General features: G+C 62.1%; 22 protein-coding genes and 1 riboswitch. Of the genes, 10 read left to right on the top strand and 12 right to left on the bottom strand.

The window, feature by feature from the left end; genetic code table 11:
- Positions 1-133: 133 nt before the first annotated feature.
- The 4 genes from ASB58_RS18715 to ASB58_RS18700 all read right to left on the bottom strand — a co-directional run bounded on the left by ASB58_RS18715 (position 134) and on the right by ASB58_RS18700 (position 5450).
- Positions 134-1987, bottom strand: a complete 1854-nt coding sequence (locus tag ASB58_RS18715) for a TonB-dependent receptor domain-containing protein (RefSeq protein WP_118131951.1) — start codon at positions 1985-1987, stop codon at positions 134-136.
- Between the two features lie 126 nt (positions 1988-2113).
- A riboswitch (cobalamin riboswitch) is annotated at positions 2114-2310 on the bottom strand.
- Positions 2311-2346: 36 nt separating this feature from the next.
- On the bottom strand, positions 2347-4233 hold the full coding sequence (gene dxs, locus ASB58_RS18710; RefSeq protein WP_118131950.1) for a 1-deoxy-D-xylulose-5-phosphate synthase: 1887 nt from the start codon (positions 4231-4233) through the stop codon (positions 2347-2349).
- Between the two features lie 93 nt (positions 4234-4326).
- Positions 4327-5214 (bottom strand): polyprenyl synthetase family protein, encoded by an 888-nt coding sequence (locus ASB58_RS18705; RefSeq protein ID WP_118131949.1) that lies wholly within the window; start codon positions 5212-5214, stop codon positions 4327-4329.
- The gene (locus tag ASB58_RS18700) at positions 5211-5450 is read right to left on the bottom strand and encodes an exodeoxyribonuclease VII small subunit (RefSeq protein WP_096006212.1); all 240 of its coding nucleotides are present in this window, start codon (positions 5448-5450) and stop codon (positions 5211-5213) included. The genes ASB58_RS18705 and ASB58_RS18700 overlap by 4 nt, the downstream gene beginning before the upstream one ends.
- 154 nt (positions 5451-5604) lie before the next feature.
- Here ASB58_RS18700 and ASB58_RS18695 point away from each other — a divergent pair, with 154 nt between their 5' ends.
- Together ASB58_RS18695 and ASB58_RS18690 are read left to right on the top strand one after the other, a co-directional pair.
- The gene (locus ASB58_RS18695; protein ID WP_147336856.1) at positions 5605-5946 is read left to right on the top strand and encodes a hypothetical protein; all 342 of its coding nucleotides are present in this window, start codon (positions 5605-5607) and stop codon (positions 5944-5946) included.
- Between the two features lie 189 nt (positions 5947-6135).
- Positions 6136-8313, top strand: a complete 2178-nt coding sequence (locus ASB58_RS18690) for a putative bifunctional diguanylate cyclase/phosphodiesterase (protein ID WP_235827339.1) — start codon at positions 6136-6138, stop codon at positions 8311-8313.
- Between the two features lie 4 nt (positions 8314-8317).
- Here ASB58_RS18690 and ASB58_RS18685 read toward each other — a convergent pair whose 3' ends face one another.
- The 3 genes from ASB58_RS18685 to crp all read right to left on the bottom strand — a co-directional run bounded on the left by ASB58_RS18685 (position 8318) and on the right by crp (position 11180).
- Positions 8318-9043, bottom strand: a complete 726-nt coding sequence (locus ASB58_RS18685; protein ID WP_118131947.1) for a 16S rRNA (uracil(1498)-N(3))-methyltransferase — start codon at positions 9041-9043, stop codon at positions 8318-8320.
- A 4-nt stretch (positions 9044-9047) separates the two neighbouring features.
- A complete protein-coding gene (locus tag ASB58_RS18680) occupies positions 9048-10400 on the bottom strand; it encodes an adenosylmethionine--8-amino-7-oxononanoate transaminase (protein WP_096006209.1) in 1353 nt (450 codons plus the stop codon).
- Between the two features lie 135 nt (positions 10401-10535).
- A complete protein-coding gene (gene crp, locus ASB58_RS18675; RefSeq protein ID WP_083728082.1) occupies positions 10536-11180 on the bottom strand; it encodes a cAMP-activated global transcriptional regulator CRP in 645 nt (214 codons plus the stop codon).
- Between the two features lie 179 nt (positions 11181-11359).
- On the opposite strand from crp, the gene ASB58_RS18670 reads away from it, so the two are divergent.
- Positions 11360-11782, top strand: a complete 423-nt coding sequence (locus ASB58_RS18670) for an OsmC family protein (RefSeq protein ID WP_083728081.1) — start codon at positions 11360-11362, stop codon at positions 11780-11782.
- Between the two features lie 107 nt (positions 11783-11889).
- Positions 11890-12165: a DUF1145 domain-containing protein gene (locus ASB58_RS18665; RefSeq protein WP_096006208.1), complete on the top strand. Its 276-nt coding sequence runs from the start codon at positions 11890-11892 to the stop codon at positions 12163-12165.
- Here the strand turns inward: ASB58_RS18665 and coq7 are convergent.
- Together coq7 and ASB58_RS18655 are read right to left on the bottom strand one after the other, a co-directional pair.
- Positions 12153-12797, bottom strand: coding sequence for a 2-polyprenyl-3-methyl-6-methoxy-1,4-benzoquinone monooxygenase (gene coq7 / locus ASB58_RS18660; RefSeq protein ID WP_096006207.1), 645 nt, complete (start codon positions 12795-12797; stop codon positions 12153-12155). The two genes, ASB58_RS18665 and coq7, sit on opposite strands and share 13 nt — an antisense overlap.
- Before the next feature lie 36 nt (positions 12798-12833).
- Positions 12834-13172 carry a histidine triad nucleotide-binding protein gene (locus ASB58_RS18655; protein ID WP_118131946.1) on the bottom strand — a complete coding sequence of 113 codons (339 nt, stop codon included), beginning with the start codon at positions 13170-13172 and terminating at the stop codon, positions 12834-12836.
- Between the two features lie 128 nt (positions 13173-13300).
- Between ASB58_RS18655 and ASB58_RS18650 the strand changes: the two genes are divergently transcribed.
- Entirely contained in the window at positions 13301-14782 is a 1482-nt protein-coding gene (locus tag ASB58_RS18650) for a Ycf46 family AAA ATPase (protein WP_118131945.1), read from the top strand.
- Here the strand turns inward: ASB58_RS18650 and hemJ are convergent.
- On the bottom strand, positions 14779-15201 hold the full coding sequence (gene hemJ / locus ASB58_RS18645; protein WP_268877922.1) for a protoporphyrinogen oxidase HemJ: 423 nt from the start codon (positions 15199-15201) through the stop codon (positions 14779-14781). The genes ASB58_RS18650 and hemJ overlap by 4 nt on opposite strands.
- Positions 15202-15343: 142 nt before the next feature.
- Between hemJ and argC the strand changes: the two genes are divergently transcribed.
- From argC to erpA, 4 genes are all read left to right on the top strand, one after another.
- Positions 15344-16378, top strand: a complete 1035-nt coding sequence (gene argC, locus ASB58_RS18640) for an N-acetyl-gamma-glutamyl-phosphate reductase (protein WP_118131943.1) — start codon at positions 15344-15346, stop codon at positions 16376-16378.
- Positions 16378-17148, top strand: a complete 771-nt coding sequence (locus ASB58_RS18635) for a DUF6776 family protein (RefSeq protein ID WP_118131942.1) — start codon at positions 16378-16380, stop codon at positions 17146-17148. Before argC ends, ASB58_RS18635 begins: the two co-directional genes overlap by 1 nt.
- The gene (locus ASB58_RS18630) at positions 17148-17576 is read left to right on the top strand and encodes a bactofilin family protein (protein ID WP_096006201.1); all 429 of its coding nucleotides are present in this window, start codon (positions 17148-17150) and stop codon (positions 17574-17576) included. The genes ASB58_RS18635 and ASB58_RS18630 overlap by 1 nt, the downstream gene beginning before the upstream one ends.
- Before the next feature lie 67 nt (positions 17577-17643).
- Positions 17644-17997, top strand: a complete 354-nt coding sequence (gene erpA, locus ASB58_RS18625) for an iron-sulfur cluster insertion protein ErpA (protein ID WP_083728072.1) — start codon at positions 17644-17646, stop codon at positions 17995-17997.
- Here the strand turns inward: erpA and ASB58_RS18620 are convergent, their stop codons facing one another.
- Positions 17998-19098, bottom strand: a complete 1101-nt coding sequence (locus ASB58_RS18620; RefSeq protein ID WP_118131941.1) for an anhydro-N-acetylmuramic acid kinase — start codon at positions 19096-19098, stop codon at positions 17998-18000. It abuts the gene before it with no gap.
- The gene (locus ASB58_RS18615; protein ID WP_118131940.1) at positions 19098-20528 is read right to left on the bottom strand and encodes a peptidoglycan DD-metalloendopeptidase family protein; all 1431 of its coding nucleotides are present in this window, start codon (positions 20526-20528) and stop codon (positions 19098-19100) included. The genes ASB58_RS18620 and ASB58_RS18615 overlap by 1 nt, the downstream gene beginning before the upstream one ends.
- Positions 20529-20751: 223 nt before the next feature.
- On the opposite strand from ASB58_RS18615, the gene tyrS reads away from it, so the two are divergent.
- On the top strand, positions 20752-21944 hold a 1193-nt coding region (gene tyrS / locus ASB58_RS18610), incomplete at its 3' end, for a tyrosine--tRNA ligase (RefSeq protein WP_118131939.1).

The raw sequence follows: 21944 nt of genomic DNA, 5'->3' as shown, positions 1-21944 counted from the left end.
GATCAGCGGTGCCGGGCGGCAAGTCGGGGCGACGGGCTGTGCTGGAGTTCATGCGGGTGAGGATCGGAAGCCGGCACCAATAACCCCCGCACGGGGCGGGGGTTATTGGCACGGCGCTGGCTGTGGGTGGTGCTTACAGTTGCGGGGTCCAGGTCACGCTCAGCAGGGCAGCGCGGCCTTGCTCCTTGTAGCTGTAGTCGATAGACGGTGCAGGCCAGGGGCCGGTGGCGCGCTGGTAGGTGCCAAGATGGTAGTCGCGGTCGAGCACGTTGCTGACTTTCAGGTCCAGGCGGGTTGATGCTGTAGCTTGCCAGTTGGCGCGCAGGTCGAGAGTGCCGTATCCAGCCAAGGTGCTGCTGTTGGCGGCATTGGCAAAGCGCTCGCTGAACAGCGCCCAGGTCGTGCCCACGCCGAAGTCACCAAACTGACGATCCAGGTCGCTGGTCAGAGTACGTTTTGCACGCAATTGCAGGGTTTTGCCGGTCTGACGGTCACGCGGGTCGATAAAGCTGACGCTGGTACGCGAGGCCCAACCCATGACGTCGGTGCTCATGGCCAGTTCCAGACCGTTGATGCGCGCTTCGTCGACGTTGTTCATCTGGAACGTGCTGGAGTCCCAGACAATCAGGTCCTTGACGTCGGTGCGATAAAGAGAGGCTTCCCACTGGCTGTCCAGCAGGTCTGCACGCCATTGCAGCTCGAAGGTACGAGAGCGCTCAGGGTCCAAGTCTGGGTTGCCACCCCAGCCGGGCGGCGCGTAGAGGTCGTTGAATGTGGGCGCGCGGAATGCCGTGGCATAGCTGACAATCCACTGCTGGCTGTCCCCGCTGGGGATGGCCAGTGCGGCGTTCCAGGTGTCGTGCTCACCAAAATGCTGGTTGTCGTCGTGGCGTACGCCCAGCTCGGTGCTGAGGCGCTCCCCGGTCCAGCTGTGCTGCGCGAACAGGCCAATGTTTTCGCGACGGTCTCTAGTATAGGCGTTGGTAGAGTCCAGCTTGTCGCGCTGCCAGTCTGCTCCTACGTTGAGCTGCTGGTCGGCAGACAGGTCGATGTAGTTCAGCCAGCTGGCAGAGTGGCGCTCGGTTTTGATCTGGCCGTCATTGAAGCGAGAACCGACGGTTTTGTTGCGGTCTTCGCTGCTGCCCAGCTCCAGGCGGCTGCGCCAGCCGGTGGCCAGCTGGCCTTGCAGGTAGGCAGCATAGCCGCGTACGCGGAACTGGTTTTCAGGGTTCGCCGGGTTGAACTCATAAGCATCGTCGAATTCGCTTTTGCCATTCTGGTCGTTGACGCTCAGTCCTGCGCTCCAATCCTCGTTGAAGCTGTGATCAAAACGGGCGAAGTAGCTCTTGGTGCGTTGGCCGTCGTTATCGCGGTCGTTGCCAAGGTTGTCTTCTGTGAGGTCAAAGCCTTCTGTTTCATTCAGGGTTGCGCCCAGGATGAAACGGCTGTTTTCGTTGCCACCGCTGATATCAACGCTGCGCTCGAAGGTGTGGTTGCTACCGACGCCCAGGCGAATGGTCGGCTGAAGGCCAGCTTGGCCCTGGCGGGTAAAAATCTGGATCACACCGCCGATGGCGTCGGCACCATAGACTGCCGAGCGAGGGCCGCGCACCACTTCAACGCGCTCGATGTTGTCGATGTTCAGGTAGTCCAGGCGAGCACCGCCGGTGGTAGCCGAGGCGATGCGCTGGCCGTCCACCAGCACCAGGGTTTGTGCAGTGTTGCTGCCGCGCACGAAGTAGGAGAGGACGCCTCCGTTGCTGTTCAACTGGACACCCGGGACGCGGCGAAGCAGCTCGGGCACGCTGCGTGCTTGCAGGCGCTCAATGTCGTCACGGTCAAATACAGTGTTGGCTGCCAGCGCGGCTTCGCGTGGTTGTTCAACGCGAGAAGCAGTAACGATGGTGTCGGGCAGAGTAACTGTTTCGTTGGCCTGGGCAACGGCGCAGGCGAGCAGGCCGGGTAGCAGGAGCAGGGCGTTCTTCATGGTGTGTCCTCGGGGCTGGATCAGTCGGAGCCGAGGACAATAGCGGGCAGTGGTCGAGGCGTGACACCGGCGACCGTGCTGACCGGTGGCGCCCTCCGCGTCACGTTGGCAGATAGCATCTCTACGGGTGCTATCGGGCGGCAGGCCGGTCTCCGGACTTGAAGTCGGTCGCAATCGCCTTCCCGTGGAGACAGTGGCGGTTGATTGCGGCTGCAGGCTTGGCCTGCGACTTCTTACCGTTGCGGGGGCAGTGTCGGACTTGAACCGACTTCCCGTTTCACCCGCCCCATCACAGGGCAGGCACCTGACGCGTTGTAATCGGGGCGGACTCTAGGCCTTTCGCTGGCGGTGGTCAAGCCTCAGCCGAGGCGGCTGAGGCGGGCGCGGATGGCGTTTTCGATACCGGCGGCGTCCAGACCGCACTCGGCGAGCATCTCGCTTGGTTTGGCGTGCTCGACATAGACGTCCGGCAGGCCAAGGTTGAGCACGGGCAGGCTGATGCCCTCGGCCAGCAACCATTCGTTGACGGCGCTGCCAGCACCGCCCATCACGGCGTTTTCTTCCACCGTAACCAGCAGATCGTGGTTGGCGCTCAGTTCGGCGATCAGCGCATGATCCAGCGGTTTGACGAAGCGCATGTTGGCGACCGTCGCGTTGAGTGCTTCGGCGGCCTTGAGGGCGTGCTGGTGCAAAGTACCAAAGCAGAGAATCGCGACGTTTTCGCCCTGGCGGGTAACCAGGCCCTTGCCGATGGGCAGTGGTGCCAGCGCCGGGTCGATCGGCACGCCTGGGCCGGTGCCGCGCGGGTAGCGCACGGCTGCCGGGCCTTGATGCAGGTAGCCGGTGGTCAGCATCTGGCGGGTCTCGTTCTCGTCGGCCGGTGCCATGATCAGCATGTTCGGCAGGCAGCGCAGGTAGGTCAGGTCAAAGCTGCCGGCGTGGGTCGGGCCGTCTTCGCCCACCAGACCGGCGCGGTCGATGGCAAAGAGCACGTCCAGGTTCTGCACATCGACGTCATGAATCAGCTGGTCGTAGCCGCGCTGCAGGAAAGTCGAGTAAATGGCTACCACGGGCTTGGCGCCTTCACAGGCCATGCCTGCCGCCAGGGTGACGGCGTGCTGCTCGGCGATGGCGACATCAAAGTAGCGCTCGGGAAAGCGCTCGGCGAAGGCGATCAGGTCGGAGCCTTCTTTCATGGCCGGGGTAATGCCGATCAGGCGCGTGTCCTGCTCGGCCATGTCGCACAGCCACTGGCCGAAGATATTGGAAAACTTGGGCTTGCTGGCGCCACTTGGGGCGGTCGGCTTGGGCTCGAGCTTGGTGATCGCGTGATAGCCTATGGGGTCGGCCTCGGCGGGCGAGAAACCGTGCCCCTTCTGGGTGACCACATGCAGAAACTGCGGGCCCTTCAGCTCGCGCATGTTGGCCAGCGTGCGCACCAGTGTCGGCAGGTCATGTCCGTCGATAGGGCCGATATAGTTCCAGCCGAGTTCTTCGAACAGGGTGCCGGGCACCAGCATGCCTTTGGCGTGCTCTTCGGTCTTGCGCGCCAGCTCCCAGGCCGGCGGGATCTTCGACAGCATCTTTTTGCTGCCTTCGCGCATGTGCGAGTAGGTGCGGCTGGAGAGGATCTTGGCCAGGTAGTTGGACAGCCCGCCGACGTTACGCGAGATCGACATGTCGTTGTCGTTCAGCACCACCAGCATGTTGGCTTCGACGTCGGACGCGTGATTCAGCGCCTCAAAGGCCATGCCGGCGGTGAGAGCGCCGTCGCCGATGACGGCTACGGTGCGGCGGTCCAGGCCCTGCAGCCCAGCGGCAATCGCCATGCCGAGACCGGCGCTGATCGACGTGCTGGAGTGACCAACGCCAAAGGTATCGTAGGGGCTTTCGCTGCGACGGGGAAAGGCCGCCAGGCCGCCTTTCTGACGCAGGCTGGCCATCTGCTCGCGGCGACCGGTAAGGATTTTGTGCGGATAGGCCTGATGGCCGACGTCCCACAGCAGGCGATCGTCCGGGGTGTTGTAGACGTAATGCAGGGCAATGGTCAGCTCGATTACGCCCAGGCCGGCACCGAAGTGCCCGCCGGTCTGGCCCACGCTCCACAGCAGAAAGGCCCGCAGTTCGTTGGCCAGCTCGCCCAGCTGGCTCTCGTCCAGGGCGCGCAGCTGCGCGGTGTCCTCAAGACTGTCCAGCAGAGGCGTTGCGGGGCGTTGTGGCGGAATGTCGTGGAAAGTGGTGGGCATCAAACAAGGCTCTGATTGCCACCGCAGTGGCAGGAAAACAAGTGCGCAGTTTAACTGATGCCGTGCAATAGCCCAACTGCGCGTAGGGTTGTTTCAGAAGCGCCGCTGAACAATGTAGTCTGCCAGCTGGCGTAAGCGCTGGGCTGCAGGCCCGAAGCCGGCGAGCGCGCCGAGCGCCTGATCACGCAGTTGATCGGCCAGGCGATGCGCGCCATCCAATCCGAGCAGCGCCGGATAGGTGGGCTTGTCGCGCGCCACATCGGCGCCCTGCTGCTTGCCGAGGACGCTGGTGTCGCTTTCGATATCGAGGATGTCGTCCTGCACCTGAAAAGCCAGGCCGATACTGTCGGCGTACTGCCCGAGAGCGGCCAGCTGCTCATCATCCACCTGCTCGCTGGCGAGGGCGCCGAGCTGCACGGCTGCCCGGATCAGTGCACCGGTCTTGTGCCGGTGCATGGATTCCAGCGTTGCCAGATCCAGCTGTTCGCCCACCGCGCCCAGGTCGATGGCCTGGCCGCCGACCATGCCCTGCGGGCCGGCGGCGTGACCCAGCAGTTGCACCATCTGCAGGCGCGTGGCCGGTTGCCAGTCGCCCGCGCCGGCCAGCAGTTCGAAGGCCATCGCCTGCAGCGCGTCGCCGGCCAGAATCGCAGTGGCTTCGTCGAAGGCGCGGTGGCAGGTGGGCTGGCCACGGCGCAGGTCGTCGTCGTCCATCGCCGGCAGGTCGTCGTGAATCAGTGAGTAGGCGTGGATGAGTTCTACCGCAGCGGCTGCCGGGTCGGCTTGCTGCGGCTGCCCGCCAAGCGCCTCGCAGCTGGCGTAGGCCAGCAGGGGGCGTACCCGCTTGCCGCCGTTCACCACGCTGTAGCGCATGGCGCTGTACAGGCGCTCAAGGCGGGGCTGCGGGGTGTTCAGCTGAGTGCCGAGGTAGGCGTTGATGCGCTGCTGGCAAAGGCTCAGGTAGTCGACAAACTCGCTCATTCGCTGGCGCCGTCGAACGGCTCGGTGCGCAGCTCACCGTTGCTTTCCATCAACTGCTGAACCTTCTGCTCGGCCTGGCTGAGCGCCTGTTGGCAGTCGCGGGTCAGGGCAACGCCCTGTTCGAAGGCGGTGAGCGATTCTTCCAGGCTGAGATCGCCGCTTTCGAGACGCTCCACCAGTGCCTGCAGCGAGCCAAGGGACTGCTCAAAGTCCACTGCGGTTTTCTTCCGGGCCATGGTTACCTCAGCTGGGGGTGAATTAAACGGCTGAACATTACCCAAGGGGCCGGGACGGGTCAATTGGCATGCGCGTGGCGCAGGGGCGGCGTGATCATTGATGCAGGTCAGTCAAAGCCGATATTGAACTGCTCCGGGCTAGAGCTGCGGCCCCATGAGCGTAGAATGTGAGATCAAATTAACACTATTGGTGCGAGCCATGATTGACGCCCCCAAGGTTGTTATTGCCGGCGCGAGCGAGCGGTGCGCCGAGATTGATCAGGCGCTGGAGCAGACCGGGCTGGAGTATCAGCTGATCTGCGAGCCTGACGGTTGTCAGGACGCGCCCTTGTGCCGCTGGCTCAAGCCCGAGCGCCTGAACCAGGCGTGGCGCGTACGCGCCGAGCTGGAGGAGGCGATTGCGACGCTGGAGCGCACGCGGCATGCGTTTCGATCAAGGCAACTGGCGGACTTGCGCTACCGCCTGCAGGGCCTGCTGCGCAGCTTGTCAGAGTAGGGTATCGTTCAGGAAACAACAGCAACGGCTTTGCCGGTCAGGACGTATGGGCCTGAAAGACAAGGCGCCCCACCGCCCGAGTTGACGCACTCGGGCGGTGGGGCGCCTTTTTTGTTGCCAGAAAAATAATCATCAGGCATCGACTGCGGTTTGGCAGGCCGCATTTTGATCATCATGGATGTATGTACTGTGCTGAAACCCGTATTCGACAAATTGGGGCTGGATGCAGAGGGATTGCGCCAGCGCCTTGAGTTTCTGGACTGGAGCGCCGCCGATGGCGAACGTCTGCGGCGGGTTCGTGCCTTTGGCGAGCGAACCAGCGACGACTTCGTCGATGCTCTGTACCTGCGTCTTGCGCAGTTCCCGGAGCCTCGAGCAATTCTGCATGACGATGGCATGGTCGAACGCCTCAAGCGCAGCCAGCGCAGCTATTACCAGAAACTGTTTGATGGCGTGATTGACCATCGCTATCTGGAGGAGCGGGTGCGCATCGGCCATATCCACGAGCAGGTGGGTGTGGAGATGAAATGGTATCTGGGCGCCTATCGGCTGTATCTGAGTCAACTGCTGCAGGGCTGGTTTGACGGCCTGAGTGTCGAGCAGCAGTCACGCCTGGCTGATTTCGACAGTCTGCTGAAGATCGTGTTCTTTGATATGGGGCTGGCTGCCGATGCCTACATCGATGCCGAGCATCGCGCGCTGGAGGCCAGTGAAGCGCGCTACGCCCATGCCTTGCGTGGCGCCAACGATGGCATCTGGGATTGGGATTTGCAGCGGGATCAGCTCTATGTGTCCGCGCGCTGGGCCAGCATGCTGGGGCTGGCGCAGGACCAGGTTGGGCCGCGCTCGATGCACTGGTTTGAGCGCGTACACCCGGATGATCAGGCTGATCTGCAGGCCGCCATTGCGCAGCATCTGCAGGGTGGCTCACCCTGGATTCGTCACGAGTATCGCCTGCGCCGCAGCGATGGCAGCTATTTGTGGGTGCTGACGCGAGGCGTTGTTGAGGTAGACGCCCAAGGGCGCCGGCGGCTTGCCGGCTCGCAAACCGATATCAGCGAGCGGCGACGCTTTCAGCGGGATCTGGAGTTGGCGGCGCGGCACGATCCGCTGACCGGCCTGATCAATCGGAGCCAGTTGAATGTCGAGTTGCAGCGCACGGCAGTGCAGTTGAGCCGCCCCGGCGCACGCCATGCGGCGCTGCTGTTCATCGACCTGGATCGCTTCAAATTGATCAACGACAGTCTCGGTCATGCTGCCGGTGACAGGGTGCTGCTGCATGTGGCCGATCGCCTGAGCAGCTGTCTGCGCCCCGGCGATCAACTGGCACGCTTTGGCGGCGACGAGTTTGTCATGCTGCTGGATGATCTGGCCTGCCCGCAGGACGCCGAGCAGGTCGCCACACGGGTGCTTGCAGCGCTGCGTGAGCCGCTGTGTTTCGGTGAGCGTTGTCTGGTGGTCAGCGCCAGTATCGGTGTGGCGCCGCTGCTGCCGGGTCAGGGCCTGGACGATGCGCTGCAGGCGGCAGATCTGGCGCTATACAGTGCCAAGGAATCGGGTAAGGCGCGGTTCGAGCGCTTTGACCAGTCGATGCAGGACCGTGTTCGCCAGCGGCTCAAGCTTGAAAGCAATGTACTGCAGGCGTTGCAGCGCGAGGCGTTCACGCTGAACTATCAGCCGATCTTCGACTTGCGCAAGCCAGACCAGCCGCCGGTGGCGGTCGAGGTCCTGTTGCGCTGGTCGCATGATGGCGAGCCGGTATCCCCTGAGGCGTTTATTCCGGTGCTTGAAGAGTCGGCAGAGATCGTTCCCGTCGGTTACTGGGTGCTGGAGCAGGCCTGCCGCCAGACCCGCACCTGGCAACAGGGCCCGGCGCCCGATCTGTACTGCTCGGTGAATCTGTCCGGGCGTCAGCTGCAGGAGGCCGATTTTGCCGCCCGGGTGCAGCAGATACTCTCGGCAACCGGGCTGAGCGCACGCAGCCTGGTACTAGAAATCACCGAGAGCCTGCTGATTGATCACGACCCGCACGTGCTGGCCAGTTTGCGTGAGCTGGCAAACATGGGGGTGCGTATTGCGCTGGATGACTTTGGCACCGGCTACTGCTCGCTTGGCTACCTCAATCGCTTCCCCTTGCACATCATCAAGCTGGATCGTAGCTTTCTGCATGAGGCGCACCAGGACAGTCGGCAGCTCACCATTTGCCGCGCGATCATTGCGCTGAGTCGAAGCCTCGGGCTGGCGGTGGTCGCTGAAGGCGTGGAGCACCCTGATCAGGTGGCGCTGTTGCTGGAGGAGCAGTGTCATCTGGGGCAGGGGTATCTGCTCGGCCGCCCGCAGCCGGTCGAGCAGCTGCGCTTCGATTGAGATCCTAGCGCAAGTCGCCCCACAGGTGCTGTAGCAGGGTGAGCGCTACTACTGGCGCCGTTTCCGTGCGCAGCACTCGCGGGCCGAAGCAGGCGGCATGAAAGCCGGCGCGTTCGGCCTGTTCGATTTCGCTGGCGCTGAGTCCGCCCTCCGGGCCGATCAGCAGCGCCGCCGATGCAGGCTGGCGGAGGCTGCCCAGATCCTGTTCGGTACGGTGATGCAGCACCAGCTTGACCTCGGCGTGCAGGTCGGTCATCCAGTCTTGCAGGGACGCCGGTGGATGAATCAGCGGCACCACGCTGCGGCCGCACTGTTCACAGGCGCTGATCGCGATCTGCTGCCAGTGGTTCTGGCGCTTGTCGGCGCGCTCGCCCTGCAGCTTGACTTCGCAGCGCTCGGTAAACAGCGGCGTGATTTCGCTGACGCCCAACTCGACCGCTTTCTGAATGGCCCAGTCCATGCGCTCACCGCGTGACAGCGCCTGGCCCAGATGGGTACGCAGGGGGGACTCGGGTGTGCCGTCGACCGGCGCCTGCAGGTGTACGCTGACCTCGCGTTTGCTGACCGCGCTGATCTCTCCGGGCCATTCCTGACCGCTGCCGTTGAATATCTGTACCGGTGCGCCCGGGGCCAGACGCAGCACCCGACCGATGTAGTGGGCAACGTCGCCGTCGAGAATGACCTCGCCTGCGGCCAGCGGGCGGTCCAGATAAAAGCGCGATACCCGCATGGCGTCAGTCCCGGGTGGCCAGCTGAATGCCTTCCCAGGCGACGCTGGCCAGATGGTCGATCTGCTCCGGCGTAATCACATAGGGCGGCATGAAGTACACCACGCTGCCGAGCGGGCGCAGCATGGCCTGATTCTTCAGTGCGTGCTGATAGACGCGGATGCCGCGGCGCTCCTGCCAGGGGTAGGCCTCTTTTGTCGCCTTGTCCTTGACCATCTCGATGGCCAGCACCATGCCGGTCTGGCGGACTTCGGCTACGTGCGGGTGGTCGACAAAATGCGCGGTGGCCTTGGCCATGTGCGCCGACAGCGCCTTGTTGGCCTCGATCACGTTGTCGCGCTCCAGCAGGTCCAGCGTTGCCAGCGCGGCAGCGCAGGCCAGCGGGTTGCCGGTGTAGCTGTGCGAGTGCAGGAAGGCGCGCATACTCTCGTAATCGTCGTAGAAGGCCTGGTAAATGGTGTCGTTGGTCATGCACACCGCCATCGGCAGGTAGCCGGCGGTCAGCGCCTTGGACAGACAGAGAAAATCCGGCGCGATGTCGGCCTGCTCGCAGGCAAACAGACTGCCGGTGCGGCCGAAGCCGACGGCGATTTCATCGTGAATCAGGTGCACGCCGTAGCGGTCGCAGGCTTCGCGCAGCAGTTTCAGGTACACCGGGTGATACATGCGCATGCCGCCCGCGCACTGGATCAGCGGCTCGACGATGACCGCAGCCACTTCGTCGTGGTTGTCGGCCAGCGCCTGCTCCATGTGGGCGAACATCTGGCGGCTGTGCTCCTCCCAGCTGACGCCGTCCTCGCGGTTGTAGCAGTCGGGGGACGGGACGGTGATCACGTCCATCAGCAGCGGCTGATAGGTTTCCTTGTAGAGCGCGACATCGCCCACCGCCAGCGCGGCCAGGGTTTCACCGTGGTAGCTGTTGGACAGGGTGATAAAGCGCTTTTTCTGCGGCTTGCCGGTGTTGAGCCAGTAATGGAAGCTCATTTTCAGCGCCACTTCGATACAGGAGGAGCCGTTGTCGGCGTAGAAGCAGCGGGTCAGCGGCGCCGGCGTCATCTGCACCAGACGCTCGGACAGTTCGATCACCGGCGGGTGGCTGAAGCCGGCCAGGATCACGTGCTCCAGGGTGTCGAGCTGCTGCTTGATGCGGTCGTTGATATAGGGGTTGGCGTGGCCGAGGATGTTGACCCACCAGGAGCTGACCGCGTCCATGTAGCGGTTGCCCTCGAAGTCGTGCAGCCAGATGCCCTCACCGCGCTGGATCGGGATGACCGGCATGTGCTCGTGGTCTTTCATCTGGGTGCAGGGATGCCAGAGCACGGAGATGTCGCGCTGCATCCAATCGTTGTTCAAACCCATGTTTCAGCTCCTCCAGAAGTGGCCCGGTGAGCGATTGTACATGAGCGTCTGGCTGGCTGCAGAAACCTGCCAGCCTGCACAGCGCAGCAAGGGGGCGTGCGCTGTGCGATCGTGCTTGCCTGGCGGGGCGAGCGGTCAGCGGGTGCCGTAGACCACCATGGTCTTGCCCTTGACCTCGATCAGGCCTTGCTCTTCCAGGCTCTTGAGTACGCGACCGACCATTTCCCGCGAGCAGCCCACGATACGACCGATCTCCTGACGGGTAATCTTGATCTGCATGCCGTCGGGGTGGGTCATGGCGTCGGGTTGCTTGCACAGTTCCAGCAGGGTGCCGGCCACGCGGCCAGTGACATCCAGAAACGCCAGATCACCCACCTTGCGGGTGGTCTTGCGCAGCCGCTCGGCCATTTGCCGGCCGACGGCGTAGAGCAGCTCGGGGTCGCGCTGGGTCAGTTCACGGAACTTGGCATAGCTGACTTCAGCGACTTCGCACTCGGTCTTGGCGCGCACCCAGGCGCTGCGGTCATGCTGGGCCGGTGTCAGGTCGAACAGACCCATCTCGCCGAAGAAGTCACCCTGATTGAGGTAGGCGATGATCATTTCGCGGCCCTGCTCGTCCTCGATCAGGATGGTGACCGAGCCCTTGACGATGTAGAACAGGCTGTCCGAGCTGTCGCCCGCGTGGATCAGCGTGCTGCGAGCCGCAAAACGGCGGCGATGACAGTGGGCGAGAAATGCATCGATGTTTTTTATTTTAGGAGTCAGGTTGATTGAAACCATTAAAAGCGTGTCCTGGCCGTCAGTGCGCCGGCGGGTAATGCGGCGCTTCCGTGTAAGCCTCAGCGTGAGACCAAACAGGATTATGTCCAGTTTTTGCCATCCTGACCAGTGTGGGTAACTGTCGCATGTGCCTGTGGTATTCTCCCGGCCTTCGAGCGATTTTGCGGCGGGAGCAATAAATGAAAGCAACGATCAAGTGGGTCGATGGGGTCATGTTTCTGGGTGAGTCCGGTAGCGGCCACACCGTTGTCATGGATGGCCCGCCGGAGGCCGGTGGTCGCAACATGGGCATCCGCCCGATGGAAACCGTGCTGGTTGGCCTGGGTGGCTGCGCCAGTTTTGATGTGGTCAGCATCCTGAAAAAGGCCCGTCAGGACATTCGCGACGTGCATACCGAGCTGGCTGCCGAGCGCGCGGATGTCGAGCCCAAGGTCTTTACCAAGATCCATCTGCACTTTGTCGTCACCGGCAAGAATCTGAAGGAAGCGCACGTCAAACGCGCGGTGGAGCTGTCGGCTGAAAAATACTGCTCGGCATCCATCCTCATGGGCCGCGCCGGCGTTGAAGTGACCCACGACTACGAGATCGTCGAAATCGATTGAGACGGCGCCGCTGGCGTCATTGGTCAGCCGTTTGGCTGGGCAGGCCCTTGGCAGTGAGCGGCTGGACGCTACTATCCAGACTCCGATAACACATACAGGGAGTTCTCATGCGCGCGTTCATGTTGCTGGCCAAGCTGATGATGCTGGCGTTCTGGTTGACGGTGGTGCTCAGCCTGCTGGGGTTGGTCGAGGTGCCCAATCCGCAGCGTCTGCATCTGATTGCACTGATCGTACTGGGCGTGCACGTGGTGGAGTGCCTGCTGATGTATCGCAAGCTGAAGAAGCTTGGCTCGACCGGCCTGCATTTGCTGCAGGTGATGGTGTTCGGGGTTTTGCATCTGCGCCACCCCGATACCGTGCGAGCTATCAATCAGGCCTTGTAGGTGGCCTTGGTCATCACCTTGGAGAGCAGCACCATGGCCTGCATGACCGGTGGCGGGAATACCGTTCCACCGGCCTCCAGCGCCGCGTGACCATGCTCAATCTCGTCTTCACGCATCTGCTCCAGAATCGCGCGTGACTTGATATCTTCCTCCGGCAGCTGGTTCAAGTGGTCGTCCAGATGACGCTCGACCAACTGCTCGGTGGCGGCAACAAAGCCCAGGCTGATGCGGTCGCTGATCAGCCCTGCCGCCGCACCCATGCCAAAAGACATGCCGTAGAACAGCGGGTTGAAGACGCTGGTATGGCTGCCCAACTCTCCCAGCCGCTGCTCGCACCAGGCCAGATGGTCGATCTCTTCGGCTGCAGCGTGTTCCATCTTTTCGCGTACTTCCGGCAGCTTGGCGGTCAGCGCCTGGCCCTGATACAGCGCCTGGGCGCACACCTCGCCGGTGTGGTTGATGCGCATCAGGCCCGCGATATGACGGCGCTCCTCGGCATCCAGCGGCACATTGGCCAGATGCTGCGCCGGTGACGGACGCTGCGCCTGGGCGGCGCCGGGCACCAGAGTGCGCAGCGACTGATCAGCCTGATTCAGCAGGCGGTCGATAAAGCTGTAGTGGCGTGTGCTCATGTTTGCTCCGGCGTCAGAGTGGGGCGCTGCGTGGTCTTAGCCCGGCGGCCAGGTCAGCTGGCGCTGGCCGAGTACATGCAGGTGAATATGGTAGACCGTCTGGCCGCCCATTTCGTTGCAATTGAACACGGTGCGAAAGCCCGTTTCGCAGCCCAGTTCATTGGCCAGCTTCTGCGCGATGTAGACCATGTGGCCGACCACGGCGCGATCATCTTCGGTGACATCATTGAGGGTGGTGATGTGCTTTTTCGGGATCACCAGAAAGTGCACCGGCGCCTGTGGATTGATATCGTGAAAGGCGAATACCTGGTCATCTTCGTATATCTTCTTGGACGGAATCTTTCCGTCGATGATCTTGCAGAACAGACAATCCACGCTGCACTCCTTGTTTGGCTGGGGGCGCGGCTGGTCACCGCTGTGTTTGCCAGTGTACCGCAGGCGATCGGATTGGCACTATCGGGACGTGGCGCAGCAGGATGGTTGCGCGGTAAAGGAGGCGTGGGTTGAAAAACGATATTCATGATCTGGGGCTGGTGCTGGACTCGCGGGTGCGCTTGGTCATCATCGAGTCCTGGCAGGAGCCGCGAGTGCTGGAAACCATCGGCTCGCTGGCAGTGCAGCGGGCGCAGACCTGGTACACCTGGAATCATCTGGACGGACTCAGCCGGCTTGGCTTTGGCACCGACGTTGACGATGAGCAGGACACCCGCGATCCGGAAGCCGCGCTGGAAACCGTGCGCCGCGCCAGGGAAGACGCGCTTTACGTCTTTTGTGATCTGCACCCTTTCCTCGACTCGCCGCGTATTGTCCGTCAGCTGAAAAGCCTGGCGATGAGCACCGAGGTCAGTGCGCCCACCGTGATTCTGGTCAGCCATGCAGTGACCTTGCCGCAGGAACTCACGCGGCTGTCGGCACGCCTGCAGCTGAATATGCCCAGTGATGAAGAGCTGGGGGCGATCGTGCGTGAAGAGGCGGTGCGCTGGAGTGCTGCCAACAAGGGCGAGCGGGTGCGTACGGACAACCGCACCCTGCAGCAGGTCGTACGCAACCTGCGCGGCACCACGCACGACGAAGCCCGCCGCCTGGCGCGCAACCTGATTATTGACGACGGCGCCATCGATCAGACCGATCTGCCGGCCTTGAACAAGGCCAAGTTCGAGCTGTTGGGGATGGACGGCGTGCTGCATTTTGAGCAGCAGACCGCGCGCTTTGGTGATGTAGGCGGGCTGCAGCGCCTGAAAGACTGGCTGGCAGAGCGCCAAGCTGCCTTCACGCAGGCCGATCTGGCTCAGGACCGCCCGCGCGGGGTGTTGCTGGTTGGGGTGCAGGGCGCCGGCAAGAGCCTGGCGGCCAAGGCGGTGGCCGGCTTGTGGGGGCTGCCCTTGCTGCGCCTGGATATGGCCGGGCTATACAACAAGTACATCGGCGAGACGGAAAAGAACCTGCGCGATGCGCTGCAAATGGCCGATGCGCTGGAGCCCTGCGTGCTCTGGATTGATGAAATCGAAAAGGGCGTGGCGGCTGATCAGAGCGACAGCGGCGTGTCCCGGCGCATGCTCGGTACGCTGCTGACCTGGATGGCTGAGCGCCAGTCACGGGTGTTTCTGGTGGCCACCGCCAACGACGTCAGCCAACTGCCGCCGGAGCTGATTCGCAAAGGGCGTATCGACGAGCTGTTCTTTGTCGATCTGCCGGATGAGGCCGTTCGCGCGGATATCTTCGGTATCCACCTGGCCAAGCGCGGGCTCGACGCCAGTCAGTTTGATCTGCAACAGCTGGCGCAGGCCAGCGAGGGCTTTTCCGGGGCGGAAATCGAGCAGGCGGTGGTATCGGCCGTGTACGCCAACGCGGCCGGTGACGGCCGCCTCAGCAGCGTGCATATCCTCAATGCCATCAGCCGCACGGCGCCGCTGTCGGTGGTCATGGCTGAGAAGCTGCAGGCCCTGCGCCTGTGGGCGCAGGACCGGGCGGTGAGGGCGGACTAGAAGGGTTTGACCACAACCAGGATCACAATGCCGACCAGCGCGAGTACCGGTGCTTCGTTGAACCAGCGATAGTAGACGTGGGAACGAGTGTTGGCGTCTTCGGCAAAGCGTTTGCGAATGCGCCCGCACATGTGGTGGTACACCACCAGCAGGGCGACGAGGGTCAGCTTGGCGTGCATCCAGCCCTGGCTCAGCCAGGCCGGTGACAGGTAAAGCATCCAGCCGCCGAGCAGCAGGGTGACTACCATGGATGGATTCATGATGCCGCGCAGCAGCTTGCGTTCCATGATCTTGAAGCGCTCGCGGCTGACGTCGTCTTCGGCCTGGGCGTGATAGACGAACAGGCGGGGCAGATAGAACAGGCCGGCAAACCAGGTAATCACGGCCATGATGTGAAAGGCTTTTATCCAGAGGTACACACGAGTCTCCTGTTGGCGCGCTGGCGCCGGGCCAGTGCTGGTAATTTCTGTCAGCGCTTTTATCATAGGGGCTCTCGCGGCGTCAGCTACGCTGATGTCGCACCTATTGTACAAACAAGACACAGAGAATCAGGACGTAATGATGATCAAAGTAGGCATTGTAGGCGGAACCGGTTACACCGGTGTTGAGTTGCTGCGGCTGCTGGCCCAGCACCCCGAAGCGCATGTCGAGGTCATCACATCGCGATCCGAGGAAGGACTCTGTGTCGCCGACATGTACCCCAACCTGCGTGGTCACTACGACTACCTGCGCTTCAGCGTGCCGGATGTGGCTGCCCTGGGCGCCTGCGATGTGGTGTTCTTTGCCACCCCGCATGGCGTTGCCCACTCGCTGGCCGGTGAGCTGCTGGCCACCGGGGTGAAGATCATCGACCTGTCGGCGGACTTCCGGCTGCGTGACGCCGAGGAATGGAGTCGCTGGTATCACCAGCCGCACGGCGCGCCTGAGCTGCTTGGCGAGGCGGTCTACGGCCTGCCCGAAGTCAATCGTGAAGCCATCCGCGGCGCTCGCCTGATTGCCGTCCCCGGCTGCTACCCGACCGCCACCCAGCTCGGTTTTATTCCGCTGCTTGAGGCTGGCCTGGCTGATCCGGCGCGTCTGGTTGCCGACTGCAAGTCCGGTGTCAGCGGCGCCGGACGTGGTGCCAGCGTGCCTTCGCTGTTCTGTGAGGCGACCGAGAGCATGAAGGCCTACGGGGTGGCCGGTCACCGGCACCTGCCGGAAATTCGCCAGGGCTTGCAGCTCGCCGCGGGTCAGCCGGTTGGGCTGACCTTTGTACCGCATTTGACGCCGATGATTCGTGGCATTCATGCCTCGCTCTACGCGACTGTGGCCGATACCAGTGTGGATCTGCAGGCGCTATTCGAGCAGCGCTACGCCGATGAACCCTTTGTTGATGTGATGCCGACCGGCAGCCATCCGGAAACGCGCAGCGTGCGTGGTGCCAATGTCTGCCGTATTGCGGTGCATCGTCCGCAGGGCGGCGATACCGTGGTGGTGCTGTCGGTCATCGATAATCTGACCAAGGGCGCGTCGGGTCAGGCGGTACAGAACATGAACATCCTGTTCGGCCTGGATGAACGCGCCGGTCTGGCGCAGCCGGCACTGATGCCCTGATGACCGAGTTAAAGCGGCCCCGACCCCAGTCGTATCGGGACCATCACGTCAGCATCACGCCGCGTGAGAGTCGCGCGCGTCAGCGCTGGCGGTGGGCGGTGCTGATCATGTTGCTGACAGCCATACCGGTCAGCGCGTGGCTTGGTCGGGAGTCGGCCCTGCGCAATCTGGCGCCGCTTACCCAGGAGCGGGATCTGCTGGTTGAACAACAGCAGCAGTTGATGCGAGAACTGGAAGAGCAGCGCCAGCGCTATCACCAGATGGAGGTTGATCTGCTGGTAGCGCGCGATTCGGTGGCCGAGGGACAGGAGGTCATCAGCGATCTGGAAGCGCAGTTGTTCCGCCAGCAGCAGAGCCTGGCGCAGTATCAGGGTGTGCTGGCGCCCAGTGCCATGACGCCCGGTCTGCGCGTGCAGGCATTTGAATTGCATGCGACAGACGATCCGCAGGTGTTTGCCTACAAGGTGATGGTCAGCCGGGTAGGCGATGAAAGCGAGATGCTGGAAGCCAGCCTTGATCTGGAGGTCAGTGGCGAGCGTGATGGCAAGGCCGAGACCCTGACGCTGGCCGATCTGGCGCCTGAGGTGGAGGCAGATGCACTGGCACTGAACTTCCGCTATTTTCAGGTGGTGCCGGCACGCAGTGAGCAGGCGAGGTTGAGTCTGCCGGAAGGGTTCGTGCCGCAGCAGATCACACTGACTGCCCGCCATGGGGGGGAGACCCTGATTGAGCAGTCTTTTGAATGGACAGTCACAGGAGCAGCGCCCTGATGTGGGGATCGGAAAAGCAGAAGAAGGCGGATATCGGCCGGTTTAGCGGCAAAACCACCATCATCGCCCAGGATGCCGAAGTGATCGGGGATTTGCGCTTTGTCGGCGCGGTGCAGGTCGATGGTCGCGTTGTTGGCAACATCGAGGCGCAGGACGGCCTGGTGCGTATCAGTGAGCACGGCTACGTCGAGGGCAGCATCAAGGCGCCGCACGTGGTGATCAATGGCCAGGTGTGCGGTGATGTGCAGGCGCTGGAGCACCTGGAGCTGGACGCCAAGGCGCGGATCAGCGGTGATCTGCATTACCGCTCCATGGAAATGGTCATGGGGGCGCAGATCAGTGGTCAGCTCAACTGCATGACTGAAAACGCGGCGCTGTTGACCTTCACTGACAGCCCGCAAGATAGCGCCGACAGTCATAATAGTTGACCAAAAAGCTCGGAGAAACGGATAATGGCCGCCCTGTTGTGCTGCGGCCCTGGCCGTCGGAGGTTGTATGTCGAGTCCTGAAGTCTATATTCCCACCCCGCTGATCTTCAGCGATAACGCTGTCAGCAAGGTGCGTTCGCTGATTGATGAAGAGGGTAACGACCAGTTGAGTCTGCGGGTGTTTGTCACCGGCGGCGGCTGTTCGGGCTTCCAGTATGGATTCACCTTCGATGACGAGCTGGCTGAAGATGATACCGTTGTCGAGCGCGACGGCGTGCGCCTGATCGTTGACCCGATGAGCTTTCAGTATCTGGCGGGCTCCGAGGTGGATTACCAAGAAGGCCTTGAGGGCTCGCGTTTCGTCATCAACAACCCCAACGCCAGCACAACCTGCGGTTGCGGTTCCTCCTTCTCGATCTGATCAGGCCGGGTAGAGCGCGCCCAGAATGCGCTCGCCTTGCGCTCCGGTGACGCTGGGCAGGTTGCCGGCCAGACGCTGTTCAAAACGCCACGCCAGCCAGGCGAAGGCCATTGCCTCCATCCAGTCCGGGTCTACCCCCAGTATCTGAGTCGAGGCGACCCGCTGGGCAGGTAACTGCTGCTGCAGCAGCTCCATCAGGTGTGCGTTGCGCGCGCCTCCGCCACAGACATACAACTCACGTGTTTCCGCCGCAGCTTGCCGCAGGCCGTCTGCAATGGTGGTCGCCGTCAGCATGGCCAGCGTGGCCTGTACGTCGACTGCCGCCACGCCCGGTATATGCTGAAGATGCGCCGACAGCCAGGCTTCGTGAAAGTACTCTCGCCCTGTGCTCTTGGGGCCTTTACGAGCGAAGTAGGGGTCAGCCAGCATGCGCTGCAGCAAGGCGCGGTGCACCTGGCCCTGGCGTGCCCAGGTGCCGTTCTCATCGTAGGGGGTGCCGATATGGCGCTGCGCCCAGTTATCCATCAGTGCGTTACCCGGCCCGGAGTCGAACCCTGATGCGCTCTGGCCCGGTTTCAGCACCGTCAGGTTGGCAAAGCCACCGATGTTGACCAGGGTGCGGGTCTGCTCGTCACTGCTCAGTAGCCAGTGATGAAAGGCCGGCACCAGTGGCGCACCTTCTCCGCCTGCGGCCAGGTCGCGGCTGCGGAAGTCCGCTACCACGTTGATGCCGGTCAGCTCGGCGAGCAGCGACGGGTTGCCGATCTGCAGGCTGAAGCCTTGGTCCGGATGGTGGCGCACAGTCTGTCCATGGCTGCCGATGGCGCTTACCTGCTCGGGGCTGACATGCTGCTGCTGGAGTAGCTGCTTGACCCCGCTGGCGGCCAGTCGGGCCCAGGCATTGCCGGCGATGCCAGCCTGATAGAGCTCATCGCCGCCGGGGCTGCACAGATCCAGCAGCTGCTGGCGCAGGTCGTGAGGAAAGGGGATACAAAGTGCGCCCAGGCATTGCGCCTGGTGCGTGCTGGTAAAGCGGGAGAGAGCAATGTCGATACCATCCAGGCTGGTGCCTGACATGATACCGACATGCAGGTGCGGCATCAGGGTTCCAGCGCGGCGAGCTGGGTCGCGCGGTTCTGATCCATGGCCGCCATCAGTTTCTGGCTGCTGGCCAGGAAGGCCGTGCGTTCGCTTGCCGGAATCGGGTCGGATGCCGGCAGCTGGACGCTGAGCGGGTCAACATGGCGCCCGTCTACGCGGAACTCATAGTGCAGGTGTGGGCCGGTGGCTAGGCCGGTCATGCCCACATAGCCGATGATCTGGCCCTGGGTTACGTTGCTGCCAGCCCGAATACCATTGGCGAAGCGGCTCATGTGACCGTACAGAGTCTGGTACTTGCGACCGTGCTGAATGACCACGGCGTTGCCGTACCCACCCTTGCGACCGGCGGATACCACGCGACCATCACCGGTTGCCTTGATGGGTGTGCCGGTCGCCGCTGCGTAGTCGACACCCTTGTGGGCACGAATGCGGTTGAGTACCGGATGCAGGCGACCGGGGTTGAAGCGCGAGCTGATGCGGGCGAAGTCAACCGGCGTGCGGATGAAGGCCTTGCGCATGCTGGTGCCATCGGCGCGGTAGTAGCTGGCGTAGCCATTGCTGTCGGTGTAGCGCACCGCAGTAAACGTCTTGCCACGGTTGGTGAAGCGCGCAGCCAGAATGTTGTTGTTGCCAACACTCTTGTCGCCGACATGCAGCTCTTCGAACAGGACTTCGAAGCTGTCGCCTTGGCGGATGTCACGGGCAAAATCCACGTCGTAGCCAAAGATGTTGGCCATCTGCATGGTCAGGTTGTGATTGAGGCCGGCGTTTTGTGCAGCGAGGAACAGCGAGGAGTTGATGGTGCCATGGACGTAACGTTCGCGAACATCCGGTTCGATGACGTCTTTGTTAAAGACAAAACCATCTGCCGTTCGCTCGACACGGATGCTCTCCAGGTCGTTGAGCTTGGAGCGCATGGCCACCAGTTGGCCGTCGGCATCGGTCTGGTATTCCAATACCTGGCCGACGTTCAGCCGCGTAAAGCGGCGTGCCTGCTCGCTGCTGTTAAGGATCGCATGCAGCGTGCTGGCGCCCAGGTCGGCTCGATCGAACAGGGTAGAGAGCGTATCTCCGCTGGCCACGGTCAGTTGTTGCCATTGCGGCTCTGCCGGGGCTGCCGGCTCGACAGCAACCATCGGCTCGCCCTTCGCCGCGTTGGTTACCTGTCTGGCAATGTCCAGCGGCTTGGGCAGTGTGACGGCGTCGCTGACCAGCGCGTCTAGTTGTTCAGGCGATTGGGCCAGTGACGCGTCGGCGTCAGTGGTATCAGATTCTGGGGTTTGAAGCTCAAGCTGAACGAAAGTCTTCTTGGCTTCTACATCGGTAGTGGGGACAACGAGCAGGATGATGCTCAGCGCTGCGGCGATTCCACTGGCGGCCACGAGGTGGCTTTTGGGGTATCGCGGTGACTTTTTATCTGGAGATCCCATAAGCGCTCTTGTGTAGAAGTATTCTAGATAAAGTGGACTAACTTCCTAAATTATAATTGAAAAGCTCCCGTGGCAAGTTTTTGCTCGTCCCGTCTGTCAGATTTCCACCGTCAATTCTTGTTAGTTGCCAGCCGCCTGGCCTGGCTTGTAATTGATAGGCAATGTTGTATGGTTTGTTCCCCGGTTTACCCACCCACCTAAAATCTACAGGAATCCTGGACGTATGAAGTCGGTTGACGAGCAGTTGGCGCTGATCAAGCGCGGTGCGGATGAAATTCTGGTTGAGAGCGAATTGCGCGCCAAGCTCGAGCGCGGCACCCCGCTGCGTATCAAGGCCGGCTTCGACCCGACGGCGCCGGATCTGCACCTTGGACATACGGTGTTGATCAACAAGTTGCGTCAGTTCCAGGATCTCGGTCACCAGGTACTGTTCCTTATAGGGGACTTCACCGGCATGATCGGTGATCCGTCCGGCAAGAACGTGACGCGCCAGCCCCTGACGCGGGAGCAGGTGCTGGTCAACGCCGAGACCTATAAAGAGCAGGTGTTCAAGATTCTTGATCCGACCAAGACCCAGGTGATGTTCAATTCCACCTGGATGGACAAGATGACCTCGGCCGACATGATCCAGCTGGCTGGTAAGTACACCGTGGCTCGCATGCTTGAGCGTGACGATTTCGACAAGCGCTATAAAGGCGGACAGTCGATTGCCGTTCATGAGTTTCTCTATCCCCTGGTTCAGGGGTATGACTCGGTCGCCATGCAGGCGGATGTTGAGCTGGGCGGCACCGATCAGAAGTTCAACCTGCTGATGGGGCGGGAGCTCCAGCGTCAGTACGGTCAGGAGCCGCAGGTCATTCTGACCATGCCGATCCTGGAAGGTCTGGATGGCGTCAAGAAGATGTCTAAGTCGTTGAACAACTATATAGGTATCAACGATGCGCCGGGCGAGATGTACAACAAGCTCGTGTCCATGCCTGATAGCCTGATGTGGCGTTACTTTGAATTGCTCAGCTTCCGCAGCATGGAGGAGATTGGGCAGTTCAAGCGCGATATCGAAGGCGGGGCCAATCCCCGTGATATCAAGATCAAGCTGGCCGAAGAGCTGGTGGCTCGCTTTCACGGCGAAGAAGCCGCTGCCAACGCGCACCGTTCTGCCGGCAACCGTCTGAAGGATGGTGAGCTGCCGGATGATCTGCCGGAAGTCGAAATTGAAGCCGACGGCGAGCTGCCAGTGTCCGCCGTACTGAATCGTGCCGGGATGACCAAGAACGCTGCTGCAGCCCGAGACCTGCTCAATGCCGGTTCGGTTAAGGTAGATGGCGTGGTTGTTGATCGTGAATTCGTGTTTCAGCCAGGCGTCTCCTACGTCTGCCAGGCGGGCAAAAAGAAATTTGCACGCATTGTGTTGAAAAA

Origin of the sequence: Pseudomonas abyssi, assembly GCF_003444685.1 — a bacterium.
Classification (GTDB): Bacteria; Pseudomonadota; Gammaproteobacteria; order Pseudomonadales; family Pseudomonadaceae; genus Halopseudomonas; species Halopseudomonas abyssi.
The sequence above is the reverse complement of the archived record's forward strand: the minus strand, read 5'-3'. Positions and strand labels throughout refer to the sequence as shown.